This window comes from Adlercreutzia sp. CNCM I-6215, assembly GCF_977072315.1.
On sequence record NZ_CDRVMA010000015.1, the window covers coordinates 1 to 16724 of the forward strand.

The following is a 16724-nucleotide window of genomic DNA, read 5'->3' on the forward strand; positions in this document are numbered from 1 at the left end:
GGTAGGTCTCGGTGCCGTAGTCGTCGCCGAACAGCTGCCGCAGCATCTCCTCGGTGCCCTCGGCGATGAGCGAGGCGCACTGCAGGCCGAGGGACGTCAAGGCGTAGAGCCTTTCTCGCCTGTTGTTGCCGATCTCTTTCGTGATAAGCCCGGCGTCGGACAGCTTCGCCGCGATTTTCGATAGCATCGGCGCGTCGTAGTCGAGGGCGTCGCGAATCTCCCTTCCCGTCATCGGGCCCGTGCGGCCAAGGGCTAGAAGGAGATGCCCCTGCTGGGGCGTTACGAGACTCTGCCTGCAGATGCGGGAGAATTCCAGTGAGACCTGCTGGCACACGATGAAGAAGGCGCTGTCGCCCCGCACGAGGTTGCCCGCCAGCCGCTTTTTGTTGAGGCGGAGGCAGGCGTCATAGAGGAGGTGCATGGCCTGCGTCCTTGAGGTGCCGGAAAGAAGGGAAAGGGCCTGTTTGGCCACGGCGATCAGCTCCCGATCAATGCTCTCTGTGAGCCGCCGGCCTTGGGGGGTGACGGAAAGCCTCGTGGCGCGCCGGTCGTCCTCGTCGGTTGTCTTGCTCAAGGCTCCGGCTCGGCACAGCTCGTCGATGCATTCGGCGAGGGTGGTGTAGCTGATCTCCAGCCGGTCTGCCACCGAACGAATGGATACATCGTGATGAATGTCGACGAGCAGCAAGACCCAAAATTGGTTGAGCGTGGCGACGCGGCTCGCGCGAAGGCGGTGCACAACGCGTCCTAGCCATCGGTCGAAGACAACCTCCGCGGCGAAGGCGTCCGCCATGGCCGTGCCCCCATGTTCCATTGCCCCTCCTTGTTCTTGGACGGGATCATGGTATCGCGGATGGGACGGACGTGTCGAGTTGTTCCGAAATTGCAACTGTTGTGGGAAGCCACAAGTTGCTGGGGTTGCCCCGAGCTCTTTCGTCCACTTCCAATGTCGCGGTGCTCTTAAGGGCGCCGCGACAAGGGGGAGGGAGTCCCCGCAAGGTGCCTCTTCGCCTTGTCAACAATTACTCCGGCAAACCAACTTTTGCTGCCGCCGGTCGCAGCCCCTAATCTTTTCCCCGTTAAGACCCCACACGAAAGGAGAGAGGGATGGGGAACTACGAAGAGGAGAAGGTGAGCGGCGGCATGGATCGTCGCTCGTTCTTCAAGCTCGGCGGGCTCACCGCCGGCGTGGTCGCGTTCGCCGGCATGGCCGGCTGCGCGCCCCAGCAGGAGATGGCCAACACCGGCGGCGACAATGAGACGGTCGCGGCCCGGGTGCCCTACGCGGTCTACGACACCGACATCCTTATGATCGGCGGTGGCTACGGAGCCAGCTTCGCCATGAACGAGGCGTGCAAGGTGGGTCAGAACGTGCTCGTGGTCGACAAAGCTCCCTACGGCTTCGGCGGTGCCTTCGGCATGAATTTCGACATCATGAACACTTGGGTGCCCGGTGCGTACTACGAGACGGAGGAGGAGGTGCCTGGCACAAAGAAGATCCGCAACGAGGCCCTCTACGCGAAGACCGGCGTCCAGAACGAGGTTGAGGTGAATCCCGATGTGGTGTGCGCTAACTGGGGTGAGATCCTCTCGGACCGCAAGGAAGACGGCACGCCGAACTACATCTACGACTTCCCGACGACTCGCGGTTTCGAGCACTCCATGACGCGTCACTGGTCCGACCACTTCCGCGCCAAGGACTACGTGACCGTGCACGATCGCACGATGATCACCGACCTCATCATCGAGGACGGCCGCTGCCTGGGCGCCGTGGGCCTGCATCTTCCCACGGGCGAGTACCGCGTCTACCGCGCCAAGGTAACGCTGACTGCCGCGGGCGGCTGCACCCAGTTCTACGGTTGGAACTCCACCTCGCCCACGACGAACAACGTGTGCGACAACACGGCTGACGTTGAGATGGCACTCCTGCGCCACGGCGGCAAGATCGCCAACGCCGAGTTCGGCAGCTACGACATGATGGGCGTCTTCCCCCGCAGCTTCACCGCCTCCGAGGGCTCCATGGTGGGTGCCGACAGCGTGCACTCCGGCGACCTCATGGATGTGGACGGCACCTATCTGAAGGACTACCCGGAGATCGCCGAAAAGGAGCTTTTGGGTACCCAGGCCGGTGTTATCCAGGCTGTGAGCATCGTCGTGGACGCCGGCAAAGGCACGGAAAACGGCGGAGTGTACCTGGACTGCAAGCCCGAGTCGCTTTCCACCATGCGCTGGATGTACCAGCGCAACGCGGCCCTGCTGAAGGAGAAGTTCGGCTTCGACTTCACCGAGCAGCCCGTGGAGGTCGTGCCCGAGATGTACGAGCATGGCGGAGAGCCCATCACCGACGAGAACGCCATGTGCGTCGATGCCGAGGGCCTGTTCTGCGTGCGTGCCAACGCCGGCAGCGAGGGCGGCATGATGAACATCACCAACCGCCGTATGGGCCGCTACGCCATGAAGAAGGCGCTCGAGTACCTGGCGACCTACGAGGAGTCCGAGGCCGTAACCTACGAGGGCGTTGCCGCTGAGATCGAGCGCTTGGAGGATCTGCGCACCCGCCAGATCGAGGGTTCGCTGCGTCCCATCACGGTGCGCCGCAACATCCAGCACGCCTGCGCCGAGTCGGGGCGTCCGAGCCGATCTGTCGAGGTGCTTGAGACGGCCAAGGCCGAGCTCGACCGCATCATGAACGAGGACATTCCCAAGATGGCCTGCGCCGATGACAGCCTCGTCAGCAATGCCGACTGGAAGGACGCCATCGAGGTTGTCAACCTGCTCGACATCGCGCGCCTTTCCGTGGAGGCTTCCCTTGCCCGCGAGGAAAGCCGCGACGCGCTGATTCGCCCCGAATACCCCGAGACCGACGATGCGAACTGGAAGTGCGCGCTGGCCTACACTCGCGCCGAGGACGGCACCCTGTCCTACGAGAAGATTCCCTACTAGTTAAGTAAGAAGGAGAATACGCTATGAAGCTCACTATCAAGCGCTACGATCCCTCGAAGGACAACGCGCCCTACGACGTGACCTACGAGGTGCCCCACGACGACGAGTACATGACTCTTCTGCAGGCGTTGGTGTACGTGCACGAGAACGAAGAACCGCTGGCCTTCGACTTCTCCTGCCGCGGGCGCATGTGCGGCCGCTGTGCCATGATGATGGACGGCAAGCCGGTGCTGGCCTGCGTCGAGCCCATCGATGACGGCAACCACACCGTCGAGCCCTTGGAGGGTGTGCCGGTTATCAAGGACCTCATCGTGGACAAGAGCCAGGTGCAGGCCCGCATCGCCGAGACCTACAAGCGTGTGCGCGTCGCCCCGCTGACCGAGGCCGACCTCCAGGAGTACAACATGGAGCACGAGGCGGAGCTGTTCGGCATCAACTACTGCGCCCGCTGCCAGGTGTGCACCGCCGGCTGCCCGGCCCGCGCCACCAACCCCGAGTACATCGGCCCCTCGCACATGCTGGCCGTGGCCTTCCGCCACTTCGACGCCTACGACCAGGCCGACCGCGTCGTCGAGGCCGTCCAGGGCGGCCTGTGGGACTGCACCATGTGCGGCACCTGCACGACGCTGTGCAACCAGCTGGAGATCGACCACCTGACCATCTGGCAGAAGCTGCGCGACGCCGCCACCGAGCGCGGCCTCATCGTCGAGGAAGCCTAAGCCATCCCCTCCGGGGCCTTCCGACCCTCCCTCCCACCGGAAGGCCCCCTCTTGCTTGCAGCGGCGGGCGCGACCACACGGCCGCGCCCGCCGCTTTTCGATTGGCGTATCGAAAAGCTCTGTGCCAGCGGTTCTTAAGCGAGCGCTCTCCGCACGCTCTGTTAATCTACCTCGGCTTCGCGAGCGGCGAAGAACTCTCGGAAGCCTGGCAGACAGAATTCGAGCTGCCCTTTGGCCCTCTCGCTAATAATGCCCTGCTTCAATAGGCGCTTCTTGTACCGGGACACGTGGCCAGACTGCTTACCGAGCCTCTTGGCGAGGGCGGCTTGCTTCGTCGTCCGAGAGTCTTCCAGCATGGCCGTTAGGAATGCTCGGTCGGCCTCGGTTAGCTCGTAATAAGTCGCCTCGTAAACGCGCTCTTCCAGTTCCCGCTGGGCGATGGCCGCAGCGCTGCGAATATCGGCTGCCGTGACCTGGGTCCGATCCGAGGCGAGATTCCAGGCTCGATAGCCGAGGAGCTGGAACATGTAGGGAAAGCCACCGATGGCCTCAACAGCAACAGTCAAGGCCTCGTCGTCAAGAGCTTTCCCTCCCTTCTCCATGGTAATGCGGAAAGCCTCTGCCACTTCGTAGTCGCTGATCGAAGCGAGATCGTGCCGGGTCGCGCGACGTAAAAACGATGTGGTCTTCCCAGCCAAGAGTGCGGTGAGGCCATAGGGGAGGCCAGCCATCAGAAGGGCGACTTTGCGGTTTTCATCGAGAAAATGCTGGAAGGCCGTTACGAGGGTGGTCATTTCGTCAAGATCGGGATCGACCTCATCGATAGTCACAACGAGTCCGACTCCAGCTTCCTCAAGCTGGTCGAGTACATCGTCCATCCTTGTGCGCCAACTGGTTTTGGCATCTTCTCGGTTATCCCAAGATAGAGATCCGATAGGAGCAATGCTCACCGAGGCAAGTTTGCGCTTGGGGGTGCCATCGATAAGGTGAGAAGCGCCCCGGTTGATACGTAAGAGGATTTCCTCAAGCATATCAGGAGAGGATGTTACCCTGGCGGACACCCAGCCGTTCTCTTCGGCCATATTTGCGAAGAGCGAGAGAAGCGCTGTCTTGCCGGCGCCTCGAGCACCCACGAAAACAGAGACAAGAGCTGGATCGTTGCCGCTGCCCTTGAGGGCGAAATCCATCTCGTCCACCAAGTCGGTGCGGCCGGCCATATAGGCGGGAATCTTGCCGAAGATGGGCGTGAAGGGGTTTTCAGCTGGTTCATCCATGGGTATCTCCTTGCGCTGTGTTAGCAAAGTTAGCAATTTTTAGTAAAGTTAGCATTTGTTAGGAAAGTTAGCAAGTAGAAGTCCGAACGAGGACGGCAGGGGCGACGGCGTTTCGGTTCAGCGAACGCAAGGCGGCCGAGCCCTGGGCCGTCACGTTTCTGGCCGGCTTCGCATGGCCCCCGAGCAGGTGCAGGACTTTCACCCCACGCCGCCCGCCATTTCCACCTGCATGTACTACACGGGCCTCGAAAGAGCAGCCTGTTGTCGAGATAGTCGGAGTGAAGAACGCGAGAATCGCAAGCCGCCCCTGTTCGTATTCGTCCGTGTCAACGGTAAAATAGGTTCGGCTTTCACCGAGGATCTCGTTGTCGATAGCGTAGTTCTTGGGGAAGAAGGCGACGTCGTTGTCGCGCAAGCAATAGTGTCGGCCATTTTGTCATCCAGCTTTACGACTTGGCCAATGCCCAACGTAGCTATGGCGAACCTCCCTTCATGCTCTCTCGCGTTATTGTCGGTACATCATAGCCGCTGCTCTGCATTGCAGCGAGAAAATGTGGTAGCAGTTGGGGTAGCGTTGTGGGCGCGCGCGGGAGTTGCTGCGTAGGCTTATCGAAAAGTGCCGCCTACGCCCGAGCACGTCTTTTCTTTCGAGAACGCGTCAGCTCTTGACGTGAGCGCTATACTGAGAATACTTAATCAAGGGAGGTGGTGACGGATGGGCTCAAATTTGCGCAAATGGCAGCTGCCCGCCTTGATATCATTGGGAATGAGCTTCTTTTGGCTGTTGCTCAGGCGTGGTCACATTGCTCTTTTTTTCGCTCCTGTGGAAACTGGAGCTGGGCTGCCTGGCCCCTATCTTGCGGCCGTGGTGCTAGCGCTCGCCGTTGCGCTTGCTGATGCTCTTGCGCAAGGCTTTTTTTCCAGAATCGTGGTTAGGCATGCCTGGATACTCGTTTTTGTAGGCGGCATCTCCGCGGTACTGGGGCTGGTCGCTGGCATCTTGGGTTCTGAGAGTCCTCCTGCCGTCGCTCTCGGAAAGGCGGTTTGCTATGCCGCTCTGCTTTGTGGGCTTGCGTGGGGATGGGGGACGCTCGTTTCCGAGAGGTTGTCTCGGCGCGTCATTGTCAGCGTGGCGATTTCTTTTGCCCTCGCAACCTTGGTTTCTCTGGTCGATCTATCTCCCGAGCCGTTTTGCTTTGTGCTGCCTTTTGCGGGGCCGCTCGTATCCTCTTTGGCACTATGGAAGGCGGCTGATATGCTTTCCGCCTCCGACAAACCGTCGGCTGACGAAGCTGTCTTGCATGAAAAAGGTCGCTTTATGGCTCTCGTGATTGCCTACTTGCTTGTTGGCGGTCTCGTTCGGGGCATGAGTTATGCGGAAGGTGCGAGTTCGACTCCATCCGTGGGCGGCTCGCTATCCGTTACCCTTGCATCCTTTGGGTGCGCGGCCGTTGTGGTGGCGATCTTCATCGCCATGAGAAACGATGAATTGGCGCTTAATCTTCTCTGGGCTGTCGTATCGCTTTTATATTTCATGGGATTGTTCGGGATGGTGTCTGCTTCTGGTTTTCTTGGATCGGGCCTGTTCGTTGCAGCGAGGACTTGTTTCACCTTGCTGCTTTTCCTATCCTTGGCGGATTTAGCCGCCTCTAAAGGGCAACCAAGTCGCTACATGCTGCTCTTCATTGCTACTGAAACGCTTTCGTCGGCCGTTACTTACGTATTTGTCCCTTGGGTGGCTGCTGTTTTTCCATCCCTGTTTCAAGTTGCACGCGAGTCGATGCTACTCATGGCTGCGCTTGCTCTTATCGGTCTGACGTTAATTGTTCTTACCTATGAAAAGTACTATTCTCAATTAAAGAAGCAGGGCAAAGGAGGACAACAGTCGCTTTTGCTCGATCCGCAAGCTGCGTTAGACGAACTGTCCTGTACCTACCTCCTCACGCAGCGCGAGCGAGAGGTATGCGCGTTGCTGTATAAGGGAAACAACTATAAAAAGATTGCCGAGGTCTTGGTCATCTCTCCGCAAACCGTGCTCTCACACACGCGCAATATTTACGCGAAGCTGAACGTGCATTCAAAGCAGGAGCTTATTGACCTCGTGAACTGTCGTATTGGCGAATAAGCTCGCAATATCACGAGACGAGACGTTCGATCGCTGAGCGCGGGGGATCGTAAGTGGTTAACTGCGAGCGCGGAAATGCTCAATGTGCTCTATAGGCTCTATCCTGCGTTGTGCCTCGAGACAGAACAGAGGGAGCCTCTGAGAGGCTCCCTCTGCAAAGGGGAGGGTATTCTACTTGGACGCCGTGTATGTTTCTTTAAACTCGTCCCACTCTGCTGGGTGGGAAGGTTCAAGGGCGCCCGTAATGGCATGCAGCGCCGCAACGCGTCCTGAGTTCATGCATGAGCCGACCGACATGCCCGCCCAATAAATGCTCCAGTCGGCGGCTCCGCAGAGATCTCCTGCGCCGAAGCCCGTGGCGTACAATCCAGGGATGGGCTCGTTCTGGCTGTCGATGACTTGGTAGTTTCCATTTACGGCAATGCCACCACAGGTGGCAGTAATGCGAATCCAGCGATGACGGCCCCAGAACGGAGGGGTATCGATGGGCTTCAAATAGGCCTGATCTTTGCCGAAGTCGACATCAACGCCGGATTTTGCCAGCTCGTTGTATCGCTCGACAGATGCTATGAGGTTGGCAGCTGGAATCCCTAATTTATCTGCTAGTTCATCAAGGGTATCGGCGTAGTGAGTATCAATGAGGCTCTCCACTACCCCTTCACCGCCGCCTTCGCCTGGAACATATTGACGCAATTTGGCTTCGTCGGCTGGACGGCCGCCCCAGTCAGTCACCTGGGTTTGATAGTTGCTGTCGAAGATCATGGAATACTTTCCTGGATCTGCAGCGTCTTGGAAGCGCAGGATATTGACGGCGCTCGTTGATGGCATTGATTCATCCATAAAGCGGTCGCCGTTTTCGTTGACGCACAGGAAGGGCTCATCGGGCATAGGGCCCGAATCGAAATCATGCATCTGGCGGCTGTGATGCACGGGAGTAATGTGTCCGCCTGCCATTGCTGACATCAAAATGCCGTCGCCCGTTTTGTTGACTTGCTTTCGCGCGAAGCGGGAAAGGTCAGGCGAGAACCGATCGACCATGCTCGAGTTGTTCTGATAATCGCCTGTGGCCAAGATGACTGCTTTAGTGGCGTTAAAAAGTTCGAACCCGTCAGACGTTTGACCGACTACGCCGGTCACGGAGCCTTCACTGTCTTTTATGAGCTGTACGCCGGGGGTTGAATAATAGAAGTCGGCTCCTCTGTCTTCAGCCATGGCTGCAAGCGCCTGAATTAACTGCAGGTTGCTTTCGGGTTTTACGGCCGAGTCGTTCTTAATATAGAGAACCTGTGCGCCCTCGCCATATTCGAACACCTCTGAGGAGTTTTTGGCATTAGGGTAACCCGCCTCTTGCGCCTGCCTGCTGATCCACATAATCGTCTCGCCGGAATGCTCGACATAGGTCTTCAAGAGCTCGTAGTTGACGCGATACTCGCATAGCTCGGCATAGGTTGACATGAATCGCTTGATGCCCAGTTCGGTACTTTCCTGCAGGCAGGCTCCCGCTCCAGCGCAGCCTTGCGAGATGGCGGTAGACTCCTTCTGGAGACAGGCAACAGTGGCGCCCTCCTCCAAAGCGGTCAGCACGGCAGGTAGGCCTGCGGTACCGGCTCCTACGACCACGATATCGTAAGTGTGCTCTTTGACGAAATCGGTGATAGGCTCGAGGATAACGGCAGATTCCTCGAAGTCTTCGGCAGCAAAGCCTTGAGGAATTTCCGCGCCCCCGCTGGTCGCGGTATCCGTGCCCGTGTCGGACATGCTAGTAGATGGCCCCGTAGCGCAACCAGTAAGGCTTGCCACAAGCGCGCCAGCCCCCAATGCTGCCGCTCCTTGGATGAATTGTCGACGCTGCATTTCCATAGTTCCTCCTTTAGGTGGGATATTGAGCAGGTCTTCGAACGACCTTTGATAAGACTGCTGCATCGATTAATGAGAGAACACCCCAAAAATTAGGTATCATTGAGGAAGTTTTTGCTAGGCAATTATTGGGTAGATCTCAGTAAGCCCAGGTAAAGAGTCGTGGCACGCTGCTCGAAGGTTGTCTGCGTTCTACCGTGCCCCCATGCAGCAGCACCGATAAGAGAGGCTGGGGCGTGAGTCGTGTGGTGTGCATTGCTGCGTGTGGATTAGGCGCTTGCGGTTGATGCGAGCAGCAATCTCTTCTCCCCGTATGTGCGGGAAATGTGGCGTTTGCCGACTTCGAAAAAAACTTCTTGAGGCGCCCTTCTTCCAAACCTATAATGCTTCTTTGCGTCTGTGTGCCTATGGATACACCCGGGCGCGTGGCAAGACGGCGTCGCAGCGTAGAGCCTCCATCTGCGCCGATACGGCAATCGTCCATGCCACTTTCGTAGGGGATACCCGGTGTGCGGAGAGGCGCGCGAGCGGGCATCCGAAGTAAGGGGCGATTCGCCCCGGGCTGCCGTTACCAGCCCGGCCGCGGAGAGTCCGAAGAAGAAAGGTTGTTACTGTGGGAATCAAACAGTACAAGCCGACGAGCCCCGGCCGACGTTTCCAGACGGTCTCCGATTTCTCGGAGATCACCACGTCCAAGCCGGAGAAGTCTCTTCTGGCCCCGAAGCCGAAGAAGGCCGGTCGCAACTGCTATGGCCGCATCACCACCCGTCACCAGGGCGGCGGCAACAAGCAGCGCTACCGCATCATCGACTTCAAGCGCAACAAGGACGGCGTGCCCGCCAAGGTTGCCACCATCGAGTACGATCCCAACCGCTCGGCCCGTATCGCTCTGCTGCACTACGTTGATGGCGAGAAGCGCTACATCATTCACCCGAAGGGCCTGAAGGTGGGCGACATCGTGGTCTCCGGTCCGGAAGCCGACATCAAGCCGGGCAATGCTCTGCCTTTGGCGAACATCCCCGTCGGTACGCTGATCCACAACGTGGAGCTGCAGCCGGGCAAGGGCGCCGCTATCGCCCGTTCCGCCGGTACCTCCATTCAGCTCATGGGCAAGGAGGGCAACTACGCCATCCTGCGCATGCCCTCTTCCGAGATGCGCCGCGTGCTCATCACCTGCCGCGCCACCATCGGCGAGGTGGGCAACGCCGAGCACTCCAACATCAAGATCGGCAAGGCCGGCCGCAAGCGCTGGATGGGCGTTCGCCCCTCTGTCCGCGGTACGGTTATGAACCCGGTCGACCATCCGCACGGCGGCGGCGAGGGCAAGAACAAGTCCGCTGGTCGTCACCCGGTCACCCCCTGGGGCGTGCCGACCAAGGGCCATCGCACCCGCAACAAGAAGAAGGCCTCGAGCCGTCTCATCATCCGTCGTCGCAAGAAGTAGCGGAATCGTAAGGAGTCATAGTGAGCAGAAGTTTGAAAAAGGGTCCTTTCGTAGAACCGCGCCTTCTTGCCCGCATCGAGGCAATGAACGCGGCCGGCGAAAAGGAAGTCATCAAGACGTGGTCCCGCGCGAGCACCATCTTCCCGGAAATGGTGGGTCACACCATCGCCGTGTACGATGGCCGCAAGCACGTGCCGGTCTACGTTACCGAGTCCATGGTTGGTCACAAGCTGGGCGAGTTCTCGCCGACCCGTACCTTCAAGGGTCATGCGGCCGACAAGAAGAAGCGATAGGGCATAGGTGAGAAGTTACATGGAAACTAAAGCAGTATCGCGTTACGTCCGCATCGCTCCCCGCAAGGCCCGCATCGTGGTCGACCTGGTTCGCGGCAAGTCCGTGCCCCAGGCCCGCGAGATCCTGGCTTTCTGCGAGCGCGCCGCCGCTGAGACCGTCGCAAAGACGCTGAACTCCGCCGTGGCCAACGCCGAGCACAACAATCACCTTCGCGGCGACAACCTGGTGGTCAAGGCCGCCTACGTCGACGAAGGCCCGACCCTGAAGCGCATTCGTCCCCGCGCCAAGGGCTCCGCGTCGCGCATCAACAAGCGCACGTGCCACATCACCATTGTCGTCGCACCCCGAGAGGAGGCATAAGGTCCATGGGTCAGAAAGTCAGCCCTACCGGATTCCGCCTCGGTATCACCGAGGATTGGCGCAGCCGCTGGTACGCCGGTAAGGATTACGCCAAGACGCTCGAGAACGATATCGCCATCCGCAAGTTTCTCGACAAGCAGCTCGCCCGTGCCTCCGTGTCTCGCGTGGACATCGAGCGCGCCGGCGACAAGATCAAGGTGACCATCACCACGGCGCGCCCCGGCGTGGTCATCGGCAAGAAGGGCGCCGAGATCGACGCTCTGCGCAAGAAGCTCGAGAAGGTCGCCGACGGCCCGGTCTCCATCGACGTGGTCGAGGTGAAGCGTCCCGAGCTGGACGCCGAGCTCATCGCCCAGTCCGTGGCCGAGCAGCTCGAGGGCCGCGTGGCCTTCCGCCGTGCCATGCGCAAGGCCGTGCAGTCCGCCATGAAGTCCGGTGCCAAGGGTATCCGCATCCAGTGCTCCGGTCGTCTGGGCGGCGCCGAGATGAGCCGCCGCGAGTGGTACCGCGAGGGTCGCGTGCCGCTGCACACCCTCCGCGCGAAGATCGACTACGGCTTCGCCACCGCCGCCACCACCATGGGCTCCATCGGCGTACAGGTGTGGGTGTACCACGGCGAGGTGCTGCCGGGCCAGAAGGCTCCCCAGCCCGCGCTCGAGGGTTCGTCCCGCCCGAACCGTTCCCGTCGTAATGATCGCCGCGAGAGGGGTGACAAGTAAATGCTCGTACCTAAGCGCGTAAAGCACCGCAAGGTGCAGCGTGGTTCCATGAAGGGCAAGGCCAAAGGTGGCACCCGTCTGAACCACGGCGAGTATGGCATCCAGGCCCTCGAGGCCCACTGGATCACCAACCGTCAGATCGAGGCAGCTCGTATTGCCATGACCCGTCACATGAAGCGTGGCGGCAAGGTCTGGATCACGATCTTCCCCGACAAGCCCATCACCTCCAAGCCCGCCGAGACCCGCATGGGTTCCGGTAAGGGCAACCCCGAGGGCTGGGTCGCTGTCGTGAAGCCCGGCCGCATCATGTTCGAGATCGCCGGCGTCGATGACGAGACCGCCCGCGAGGCTCTGCGTCTGGCCATCAACAAGCTGCCCATCAAGTGCAAGATCGTCACTCGTGAAACGGAGGGGCAGCAATAATGAAAGCAGCAGAGATTCGTGAACTTTCTGCCGAAGACCTGCAGGTGAAGCTGAAGGAGGCCAAGGCGGAGCTGTTCAACCTTCGCTTCCAGATGGCCACCAGCCAGCTGGACAACACTGCCCGCGTCAAGCAGGTTAAGAAGGACATCGCGCGCATCATGACTGAGATGCGGGCTCGCGAGCTGAGCGCGTAGCTTAAGGAAGGTGCAAGAAATGACTGAAGAGCGCAATCTGCGTAAAGTACGTCAGGGCGTCGTCGTCAGCGATGCCAACGACAAGACCATCGTGGTGGCCGTCGAGGAGCGCAAGCCCCATCCCATCTACAAGAAGATGATCACCTCCACCAAGAAGTTCCATGCCCATGACGAGAACAACGAGGCCGGCGTCGGCGACACCGTTCAGATCATGGAGACGCGCCCGCTGTCCAAGATGAAGCGCTGGCGTTTGCTGAAGATCGTCGAGAAGGCCAAATAGTTTGAGTGCTCCGGCACGAGGACTATTGATAAGGAAAGTAGGAACATCACATGATTCAGATGCAATCCATGCTCGCCGTGGCCGACAACTCCGGCGCTCGCAAGGTGCAGTGCATCAAGGTCCTGGGCGGCTCGAAGCGCCGCTATGCGGGCCTCGGTGACGTGATCATCTGCAGCGTCAAGGAAGCGATGCCCAACGGCAACGTCAAGAAGGGCGAGGTCGTGCGTTGCGTGATCGTGCGCGTGAAGAAGGAAGTCCGTCGCGCCGACGGCTCCTACATCCGCTTCGATCAGAACGCCGCCGTGCTCATCAACAACGACGGCTCTCCGCGCGGCACCCGTATCTTCGGGCCCGTCGCCCGCGAGCTGCGCGACAAGAAGTACATGAAGATCGTGTCTCTGGCACCGGAAACGCTGTAGGGGAGGTGTCAGAATGGCTCAGAACAAGATGACGATCCGCAAGGGCGACACCGTCAAGGTCATCGCCGGCAAGGACCGCGGCAAGACCGGCAAGGTGCTGCGCTCGGTGCCCGAGAAGTCCCGCGTTGTCGTGGAGAAGGTGAACATGGTCAAGAAGGCCATGCGCCCGACCCAGGCCAACCCCCAGGGCGGCATTTCTACCGTCGAGGCGCCCATCCACGTGTCCAACGTGATGCTCGTGTGCCCCAGCTGCGGCGAGGCCACCCGCGTGGCCCGTCGCCGCGAGGACGGCAAGCTCGTCCGCGTCTGCAAGAAGTGCGGCAAGGACATCCCCGCCGTCGAGGCCTAAGATAAGGCACTCAAGGCTCTGAACAGACCGCCTGCTACCGAATTTGTGTAGCGGGCGGTTTTTACTTGGAAAGTATCTCGTTTTGTGGGACAATTTCCAATCGCGCGCAAGCGCCATGGCCCTGGGAAGGTCCCAGGGACGCCGGGTCGGAAATCCGGCGTTTAATCCATCGGAGAAAGGTTTGAAGAAAGATGGCTGATACCCCCCGCCTCAAGGTGAAGTACCAGACCGAGATCGTCCCCGCGCTCGTCGAGCAGCTCGGCATCAAGAACATCAACTGCGTGCCGAAGCTGGAGAAGATCGTCGTGAACATGGGCGTCGGCGCTGCCGCCGGCGATTCCAAGCTGCTTGATGCCGCCATGAACGACATGCGCATCATCACCGGCCAGCAGCCCTGCGTGACCCGCGCCAAGAAGTCCATCGCCGGCTTCCATGTGCGCGAGGGCCAGGCCATCGGCTGCAAGGTGACCCTGCGCGGCGACCGCATGTGGGAGTTCCTCGATCGCCTGCTGGCTACCGCCCTTCCGCGCGTCCGCGACTTCCGCGGCATCTCGCCGAAGAGCTTCGACGGCCGCGGCAACTACACCCTGGGCATCACCGAGCAGCTCATCTTCCCGGAGATCGAGTACGACAAGATCGATCGCACCCGCGGCATGGACATCACCTTCGTGACCAATGCCGGCGACAACGATTCCGCGTTCGCTCTTCTGTCCGCCCTCGGGTTCCCGTTCAAGAGCAAGTAAACCGACCGGGGCCCACTTATGCCCCGCGTCGCGCAACCTCGGTCACAAGTCCGCGATAAGGCTGCGGGCTTAAGGACATAAAGAAAGAAGGACATGCATGGCTAAGAAATCGATGATCGCCAAAGCCAAGCGCGAGCCGAAGTTCTCTACGCGTCAGCACAACCGCTGCACCCGTTGCGGACGTCCCCGCGCCTACTATCGCAAGTTCGGCCTGTGCCGTATTTGCGTGCGTGAGTTGGCTAACAAAGGCGAGCTGCCCGGCGTGACCAAGGCTTCCTGGTAGAAGACGCGGACGCTAAGGGTGTGCCGACGTTAAAGGCGGAGGCGCTATGGGCGCCGACGAACCGAACGCCGGTTCATCACGGATCAAAGGAGAAAACAAACATGACAATGACCGACCCCATCGCAGACATGCTTACGCGTGTGCGTAACGCCCAGTCTGCCGGCAAGGACACCGTGTCCATGCCGACGAGCAAGAAGCTCGTCGAGATCGTGCGCATTATGGAGCAGGAAGGCTACATCCAGCGCTTCGATGTTATCGACGGCGAGCCCCGCGGCACCCTTGAGATCACCCTCAAGTACGGCCCGAAGAAGGCCAAGACCATCCGCGGCATCAAGCGCATCTCCAAGCCGGGTCTGCGCATCTATGCCGGCAAGGACGATCTGCCCCGCGTGCTCGGCGGCCTCGGCACGGCAATTATCTCGACCAGTCGCGGCGTCATGACCGACCGCGATGCCCGCAAGCAGGGCATCGGCGGCGAGGTCATCGCCTATCTGTGGTAGGAAAGGAAGGTATCTAGTATGTCTCGTATCGGCAAGATGCCCATCCCCGTTCCTGCCGGCGTCGATGTGACCATCGACGGCCAGACGGTGACGGTGAAGGGCCCCAAGGGGGAGCTTACCCGCATGTTCCTGCCGTCCATGACCATCACCCGCGACGGCGATGAGCTTATCGTCACCCGTCCCGACGACACCCGTGAGTCCAAGAGCGCCCACGGCCTGACCCGCACCCTTCTCGCCAACATGGTGGAGGGCGTGTCGAACGGCTTCTCCAAGAAGCTGCAGCTCGTCGGCGTTGGCTATCGTGCCGCACTCAAGGGCAAGGATCTCGAGATGCAGCTCGGCTACTCCCATCCCGTGCTGGTGGAGGCTCCCGAGAACATCACCTTCGAGGTGCCCTCTCAGACCGAGATCGTCGTGTCCGGTCCGAGCAAGGAGCAGGTCGGCCAGGTTGCCGCGAACATCCGCAAGTGGCGCAAGCCGGAGCCCTACAAGGGCAAGGGCATTCGCTACGAGGGCGAGCATGTCCGCCGCAAGGCTGGCAAGGCCGGCAAAGACTAAGTGCCTATTCGGTAGCTGATTGAAGGGATTAAACCTATGAATAAGCAACAGGAGAAGCAGGCCCGTCTTGCCCGTCGCCATCGTCGCGTGCGCGGCAAGATCTCCGGCACTGCAGCTCGCCCGCGTCTGTGCGTGACGCGGAGCAACAGCAACATGTACGTGCAGGTCATCGATGACGTGGCCCACACCACCATCTGCGGCGTCTCTACCCTCGGGGAGGCCTTCAAGGCCACCGGCAAGAGCGGCGCGACCGTCGAGGGCGCAGCCGAGCTCGGCACCATCGTTGGCAAGTTGGCTCAGGAAAACGGCGTGACGGAAGTTGTGTTCGACCGTGGCGGCCACCTGTATCATGGGCGCGTGAAGGCTCTGGCCGAAGCTGCCCGTGAAGCAGGATTGAAATTCTAGAAGGGGTTTTAGCTTATGGCTCGTAACAACAACCGTCAGCAGGAGAGCACGACTCCTGAGCTTCAGGAGCGCGTGGTCTTCATCAATCGCGTCGCGAAGACCGTCAAGGGCGGCCGCCGCATGCAGCTCTCGGCCCTGGTCGTCGTCGGCGACGGCAACGGCCGCGTGGGCGTGGGCATGGGCAAGTCCGCCGAGGTGCCCACCGCCATCAAGAAGGGCGTCGAGGACGCGAAGAAGAACATGTTCACCGTCCCCGTGACCGCCGAGGGCTCGGTGCCCCACGAGATCATGGGCGAGTACGGTGCCGGCCGCGTGCTGATCAAGCCCGCTGTTCCTGGTACCGGTGTGCTCGCCGGTGGCCCGGTTCGCGCCATCATGGAGCTGGCCGGCGTTCAGAACGTGATCACCAAGTCGCTGGGCACGGACAACGCCATGAACATCGTGAAGGCTGCCGCCGAGGGTCTCAAGAACATGGAGAGCCCCGTCCAGGTCGCCGAGCGCCGCGGCATCTCCGTGGCCGAGATGTTCGGCGGGAAGGAGAACTAATGGCTGAGACGAACAAGACGCTGCGCCTCACCCAGGTGAAGAGCGCCATCGGCCGCAAGCCGAACCAGGGTCGCACCCTGCGCGCGCTGGGCCTGCACGGCATCGGCAGCACCACCGAGCAGGTGGACAACGAGAGCGTGCGCGGGATGATCTTCACGGTCAAGCACTTGATTGAAGTTGAGGAAATCTAAATTTCCCCAACTTCAATCCCGACGCTGCGGTTCCGACAGGCACCTGGCCTTGCCCCTTGTTTGGGGCACGGCGTTGGCCTAAGCCAACTTGGCCCCAA

At 60.3% G+C, this 16724-nt stretch carries 23 protein-coding genes; 20 read left to right on the forward strand and 3 right to left on the reverse strand.

The window, feature by feature from the left end; genetic code table 11:
- A partial coding sequence (locus ACW4LP_RS10725) for a MarR family winged helix-turn-helix transcriptional regulator (RefSeq protein WP_451917978.1) occupies positions 1–814 on the reverse strand: 814 nt, incomplete at its 3' end.
- Positions 815–1107: 293 nt separating this feature from the next.
- Between ACW4LP_RS10725 and ACW4LP_RS10730 the strand changes: the two genes are divergently transcribed.
- On the forward strand, positions 1108–2943 hold the full coding sequence (locus ACW4LP_RS10730; RefSeq protein WP_173112346.1) for an FAD-dependent oxidoreductase: 1836 nt from the start codon (positions 1108–1110) through the stop codon (positions 2941–2943).
- Positions 2944–2966: 23 nt separating this feature from the next.
- Positions 2967–3662: a succinate dehydrogenase/fumarate reductase iron-sulfur subunit gene (locus tag ACW4LP_RS10735; protein WP_173112349.1), complete on the forward strand. Its 696-nt coding sequence runs from the start codon at positions 2967–2969 to the stop codon at positions 3660–3662.
- A gap of 161 nt (positions 3663–3823) precedes the next feature.
- Here the strand turns inward: ACW4LP_RS10735 and ACW4LP_RS10740 are convergent, their stop codons facing one another.
- Positions 3824–4936, reverse strand: coding sequence for an ATP-binding protein (locus ACW4LP_RS10740; RefSeq protein ID WP_173112352.1), 1113 nt, complete (start codon positions 4934–4936; stop codon positions 3824–3826).
- A gap of 172 nt (positions 4937–5108) precedes the next feature.
- On the opposite strand from ACW4LP_RS10740, the gene ACW4LP_RS10745 reads away from it, so the two are divergent.
- Together ACW4LP_RS10745 and ACW4LP_RS10750 are read left to right on the forward strand one after the other, a co-directional pair.
- On the forward strand, positions 5109–5540 hold the full coding sequence (locus tag ACW4LP_RS10745; protein ID WP_173112355.1) for a DUF3362 domain-containing protein: 432 nt from the start codon (positions 5109–5111) through the stop codon (positions 5538–5540).
- A 111-nt stretch (positions 5541–5651) separates the two neighbouring features.
- On the forward strand, positions 5652–7061 hold the full coding sequence (locus tag ACW4LP_RS10750) for a LuxR family transcriptional regulator (RefSeq protein WP_302234054.1): 1410 nt from the start codon (positions 5652–5654) through the stop codon (positions 7059–7061).
- 171 nt (positions 7062–7232) lie between these two features.
- On the opposite strand, the gene ACW4LP_RS10755 is transcribed toward ACW4LP_RS10750, so the two are convergent.
- Positions 7233–8921: an FAD-dependent oxidoreductase gene (locus ACW4LP_RS10755; protein WP_173112363.1), complete on the reverse strand. Its 1689-nt coding sequence runs from the start codon at positions 8919–8921 to the stop codon at positions 7233–7235.
- A gap of 610 nt (positions 8922–9531) precedes the next feature.
- Here ACW4LP_RS10755 and rplB point away from each other — a divergent pair.
- The 16 genes from rplB to rpmD all read left to right on the forward strand — a co-directional run bounded on the left by rplB (position 9532) and on the right by rpmD (position 16626).
- Complete coding sequence (gene rplB, locus ACW4LP_RS10760; protein ID WP_022740333.1) at positions 9532–10362, forward strand: 50S ribosomal protein L2; 831 nt, start codon at positions 9532–9534, stop codon at positions 10360–10362.
- Between the two features lie 20 nt (positions 10363–10382).
- Positions 10383–10655, forward strand: a complete 273-nt coding sequence (gene rpsS, locus ACW4LP_RS10765; protein WP_022740332.1) for a 30S ribosomal protein S19 — start codon at positions 10383–10385, stop codon at positions 10653–10655.
- Between the two features lie 19 nt (positions 10656–10674).
- Positions 10675–11016, forward strand: coding sequence for a 50S ribosomal protein L22 (gene rplV, locus ACW4LP_RS10770; protein ID WP_022740331.1), 342 nt, complete (start codon positions 10675–10677; stop codon positions 11014–11016).
- Positions 11017–11021: 5 nt separating this feature from the next.
- Positions 11022–11735, forward strand: coding sequence for a 30S ribosomal protein S3 (gene rpsC, locus ACW4LP_RS10775; RefSeq protein ID WP_022740330.1), 714 nt, complete (start codon positions 11022–11024; stop codon positions 11733–11735).
- On the forward strand, positions 11736–12158 hold the full coding sequence (gene rplP, locus ACW4LP_RS10780; protein ID WP_016309215.1) for a 50S ribosomal protein L16: 423 nt from the start codon (positions 11736–11738) through the stop codon (positions 12156–12158).
- Entirely contained in the window at positions 12158–12352 is a 195-nt protein-coding gene (rpmC, locus tag ACW4LP_RS10785; RefSeq protein ID WP_016309214.1) for a 50S ribosomal protein L29, read from the forward strand. The genes rplP and rpmC overlap by 1 nt, the downstream gene beginning before the upstream one ends.
- A gap of 19 nt (positions 12353–12371) precedes the next feature.
- Entirely contained in the window at positions 12372–12632 is a 261-nt protein-coding gene (rpsQ, locus tag ACW4LP_RS10790) for a 30S ribosomal protein S17 (RefSeq protein ID WP_016309213.1), read from the forward strand.
- A 50-nt stretch (positions 12633–12682) separates the two neighbouring features.
- Entirely contained in the window at positions 12683–13051 is a 369-nt protein-coding gene (gene rplN, locus ACW4LP_RS10795) for a 50S ribosomal protein L14 (RefSeq protein WP_022740329.1), read from the forward strand.
- 13 nt (positions 13052–13064) lie between these two features.
- Entirely contained in the window at positions 13065–13400 is a 336-nt protein-coding gene (rplX, locus tag ACW4LP_RS10800; RefSeq protein ID WP_022740328.1) for a 50S ribosomal protein L24, read from the forward strand.
- A 191-nt stretch (positions 13401–13591) separates the two neighbouring features.
- Positions 13592–14143, forward strand: coding sequence for a 50S ribosomal protein L5 (gene rplE / locus ACW4LP_RS10805; RefSeq protein ID WP_041714614.1), 552 nt, complete (start codon positions 13592–13594; stop codon positions 14141–14143).
- A 97-nt stretch (positions 14144–14240) separates the two neighbouring features.
- Positions 14241–14426 (forward strand): type Z 30S ribosomal protein S14, encoded by a 186-nt coding sequence (locus tag ACW4LP_RS10810; protein WP_013980746.1) that lies wholly within the window; start codon positions 14241–14243, stop codon positions 14424–14426.
- Between the two features lie 101 nt (positions 14427–14527).
- A complete protein-coding gene (gene rpsH, locus ACW4LP_RS10815; protein WP_022740326.1) occupies positions 14528–14926 on the forward strand; it encodes a 30S ribosomal protein S8 in 399 nt (132 codons plus the stop codon).
- A gap of 18 nt (positions 14927–14944) precedes the next feature.
- Complete coding sequence (gene rplF / locus ACW4LP_RS10820) at positions 14945–15484, forward strand: 50S ribosomal protein L6 (RefSeq protein WP_455803806.1); 540 nt, start codon at positions 14945–14947, stop codon at positions 15482–15484.
- A gap of 36 nt (positions 15485–15520) precedes the next feature.
- Positions 15521–15889, forward strand: coding sequence for a 50S ribosomal protein L18 (rplR, locus tag ACW4LP_RS10825; RefSeq protein WP_016309207.1), 369 nt, complete (start codon positions 15521–15523; stop codon positions 15887–15889).
- A 15-nt stretch (positions 15890–15904) separates the two neighbouring features.
- Complete coding sequence (rpsE, locus tag ACW4LP_RS10830; protein ID WP_022740324.1) at positions 15905–16435, forward strand: 30S ribosomal protein S5; 531 nt, start codon at positions 15905–15907, stop codon at positions 16433–16435.
- Positions 16435–16626 carry a 50S ribosomal protein L30 gene (rpmD, locus tag ACW4LP_RS10835; protein WP_022740323.1) on the forward strand — a complete coding sequence of 64 codons (192 nt, stop codon included), beginning with the start codon at positions 16435–16437 and terminating at the stop codon, positions 16624–16626. Before rpsE ends, rpmD begins: the two co-directional genes overlap by 1 nt.
- The last annotated feature ends 98 nt before the right edge of the window (positions 16627–16724 follow it).

Excerpts from the sequence above, each read along its gene's own strand:
- ACW4LP_RS10730 (WP_173112346.1), top strand. The coding sequence starts at position 1,108 with ATGGGGAACTACGAAGAGGAGAAGGTGAGCGGCGGCATGGATCGTCGC.
- ACW4LP_RS10735 (WP_173112349.1), top strand. The coding sequence starts at position 2,967 with ATGAAGCTCACTATCAAGCGCTACGATCCCTCGAAGGACAACGCGCCC.
- ACW4LP_RS10740 (WP_173112352.1), bottom strand. The coding sequence starts at position 4,936 with ATGGATGAACCAGCTGAAAACCCCTTCACGCCCATCTTCGGCAAGATT.
- ACW4LP_RS10745 (WP_173112355.1), top strand. The coding sequence starts at position 5,109 with ATGGCCCCCGAGCAGGTGCAGGACTTTCACCCCACGCCGCCCGCCATT.
- ACW4LP_RS10750 (WP_302234054.1), top strand. The coding sequence starts at position 5,652 with ATGGGCTCAAATTTGCGCAAATGGCAGCTGCCCGCCTTGATATCATTG.
- ACW4LP_RS10755 (WP_173112363.1), bottom strand. The coding sequence starts at position 8,921 with ATGGAAATGCAGCGTCGACAATTCATCCAAGGAGCGGCAGCATTGGGG.
- rplV (WP_022740331.1), top strand. The coding sequence starts at position 10,675 with ATGGAAACTAAAGCAGTATCGCGTTACGTCCGCATCGCTCCCCGCAAG.
- rpsC (WP_022740330.1), top strand. The coding sequence starts at position 11,022 with ATGGGTCAGAAAGTCAGCCCTACCGGATTCCGCCTCGGTATCACCGAG.
- rplP (WP_016309215.1), top strand. The coding sequence starts at position 11,736 with ATGCTCGTACCTAAGCGCGTAAAGCACCGCAAGGTGCAGCGTGGTTCC.
- rpmC (WP_016309214.1), top strand. The coding sequence starts at position 12,158 with ATGAAAGCAGCAGAGATTCGTGAACTTTCTGCCGAAGACCTGCAGGTG.
- rpsQ (WP_016309213.1), top strand. The coding sequence starts at position 12,372 with ATGACTGAAGAGCGCAATCTGCGTAAAGTACGTCAGGGCGTCGTCGTC.
- rplN (WP_022740329.1), top strand. The coding sequence starts at position 12,683 with ATGATTCAGATGCAATCCATGCTCGCCGTGGCCGACAACTCCGGCGCT.
- rplX (WP_022740328.1), top strand. The coding sequence starts at position 13,065 with ATGGCTCAGAACAAGATGACGATCCGCAAGGGCGACACCGTCAAGGTC.
- rplE (WP_041714614.1), top strand. The coding sequence starts at position 13,592 with ATGGCTGATACCCCCCGCCTCAAGGTGAAGTACCAGACCGAGATCGTC.
- ACW4LP_RS10810 (WP_013980746.1), top strand. The coding sequence starts at position 14,241 with ATGGCTAAGAAATCGATGATCGCCAAAGCCAAGCGCGAGCCGAAGTTC.
- rpsH (WP_022740326.1), top strand. The coding sequence starts at position 14,528 with ATGACAATGACCGACCCCATCGCAGACATGCTTACGCGTGTGCGTAAC.
- rplF (WP_455803806.1), top strand. The coding sequence starts at position 14,945 with ATGTCTCGTATCGGCAAGATGCCCATCCCCGTTCCTGCCGGCGTCGAT.
- rplR (WP_016309207.1), top strand. The coding sequence starts at position 15,521 with ATGAATAAGCAACAGGAGAAGCAGGCCCGTCTTGCCCGTCGCCATCGT.
- rpsE (WP_022740324.1), top strand. The coding sequence starts at position 15,905 with ATGGCTCGTAACAACAACCGTCAGCAGGAGAGCACGACTCCTGAGCTT.
- rpmD (WP_022740323.1), top strand. The coding sequence starts at position 16,435 with ATGGCTGAGACGAACAAGACGCTGCGCCTCACCCAGGTGAAGAGCGCC.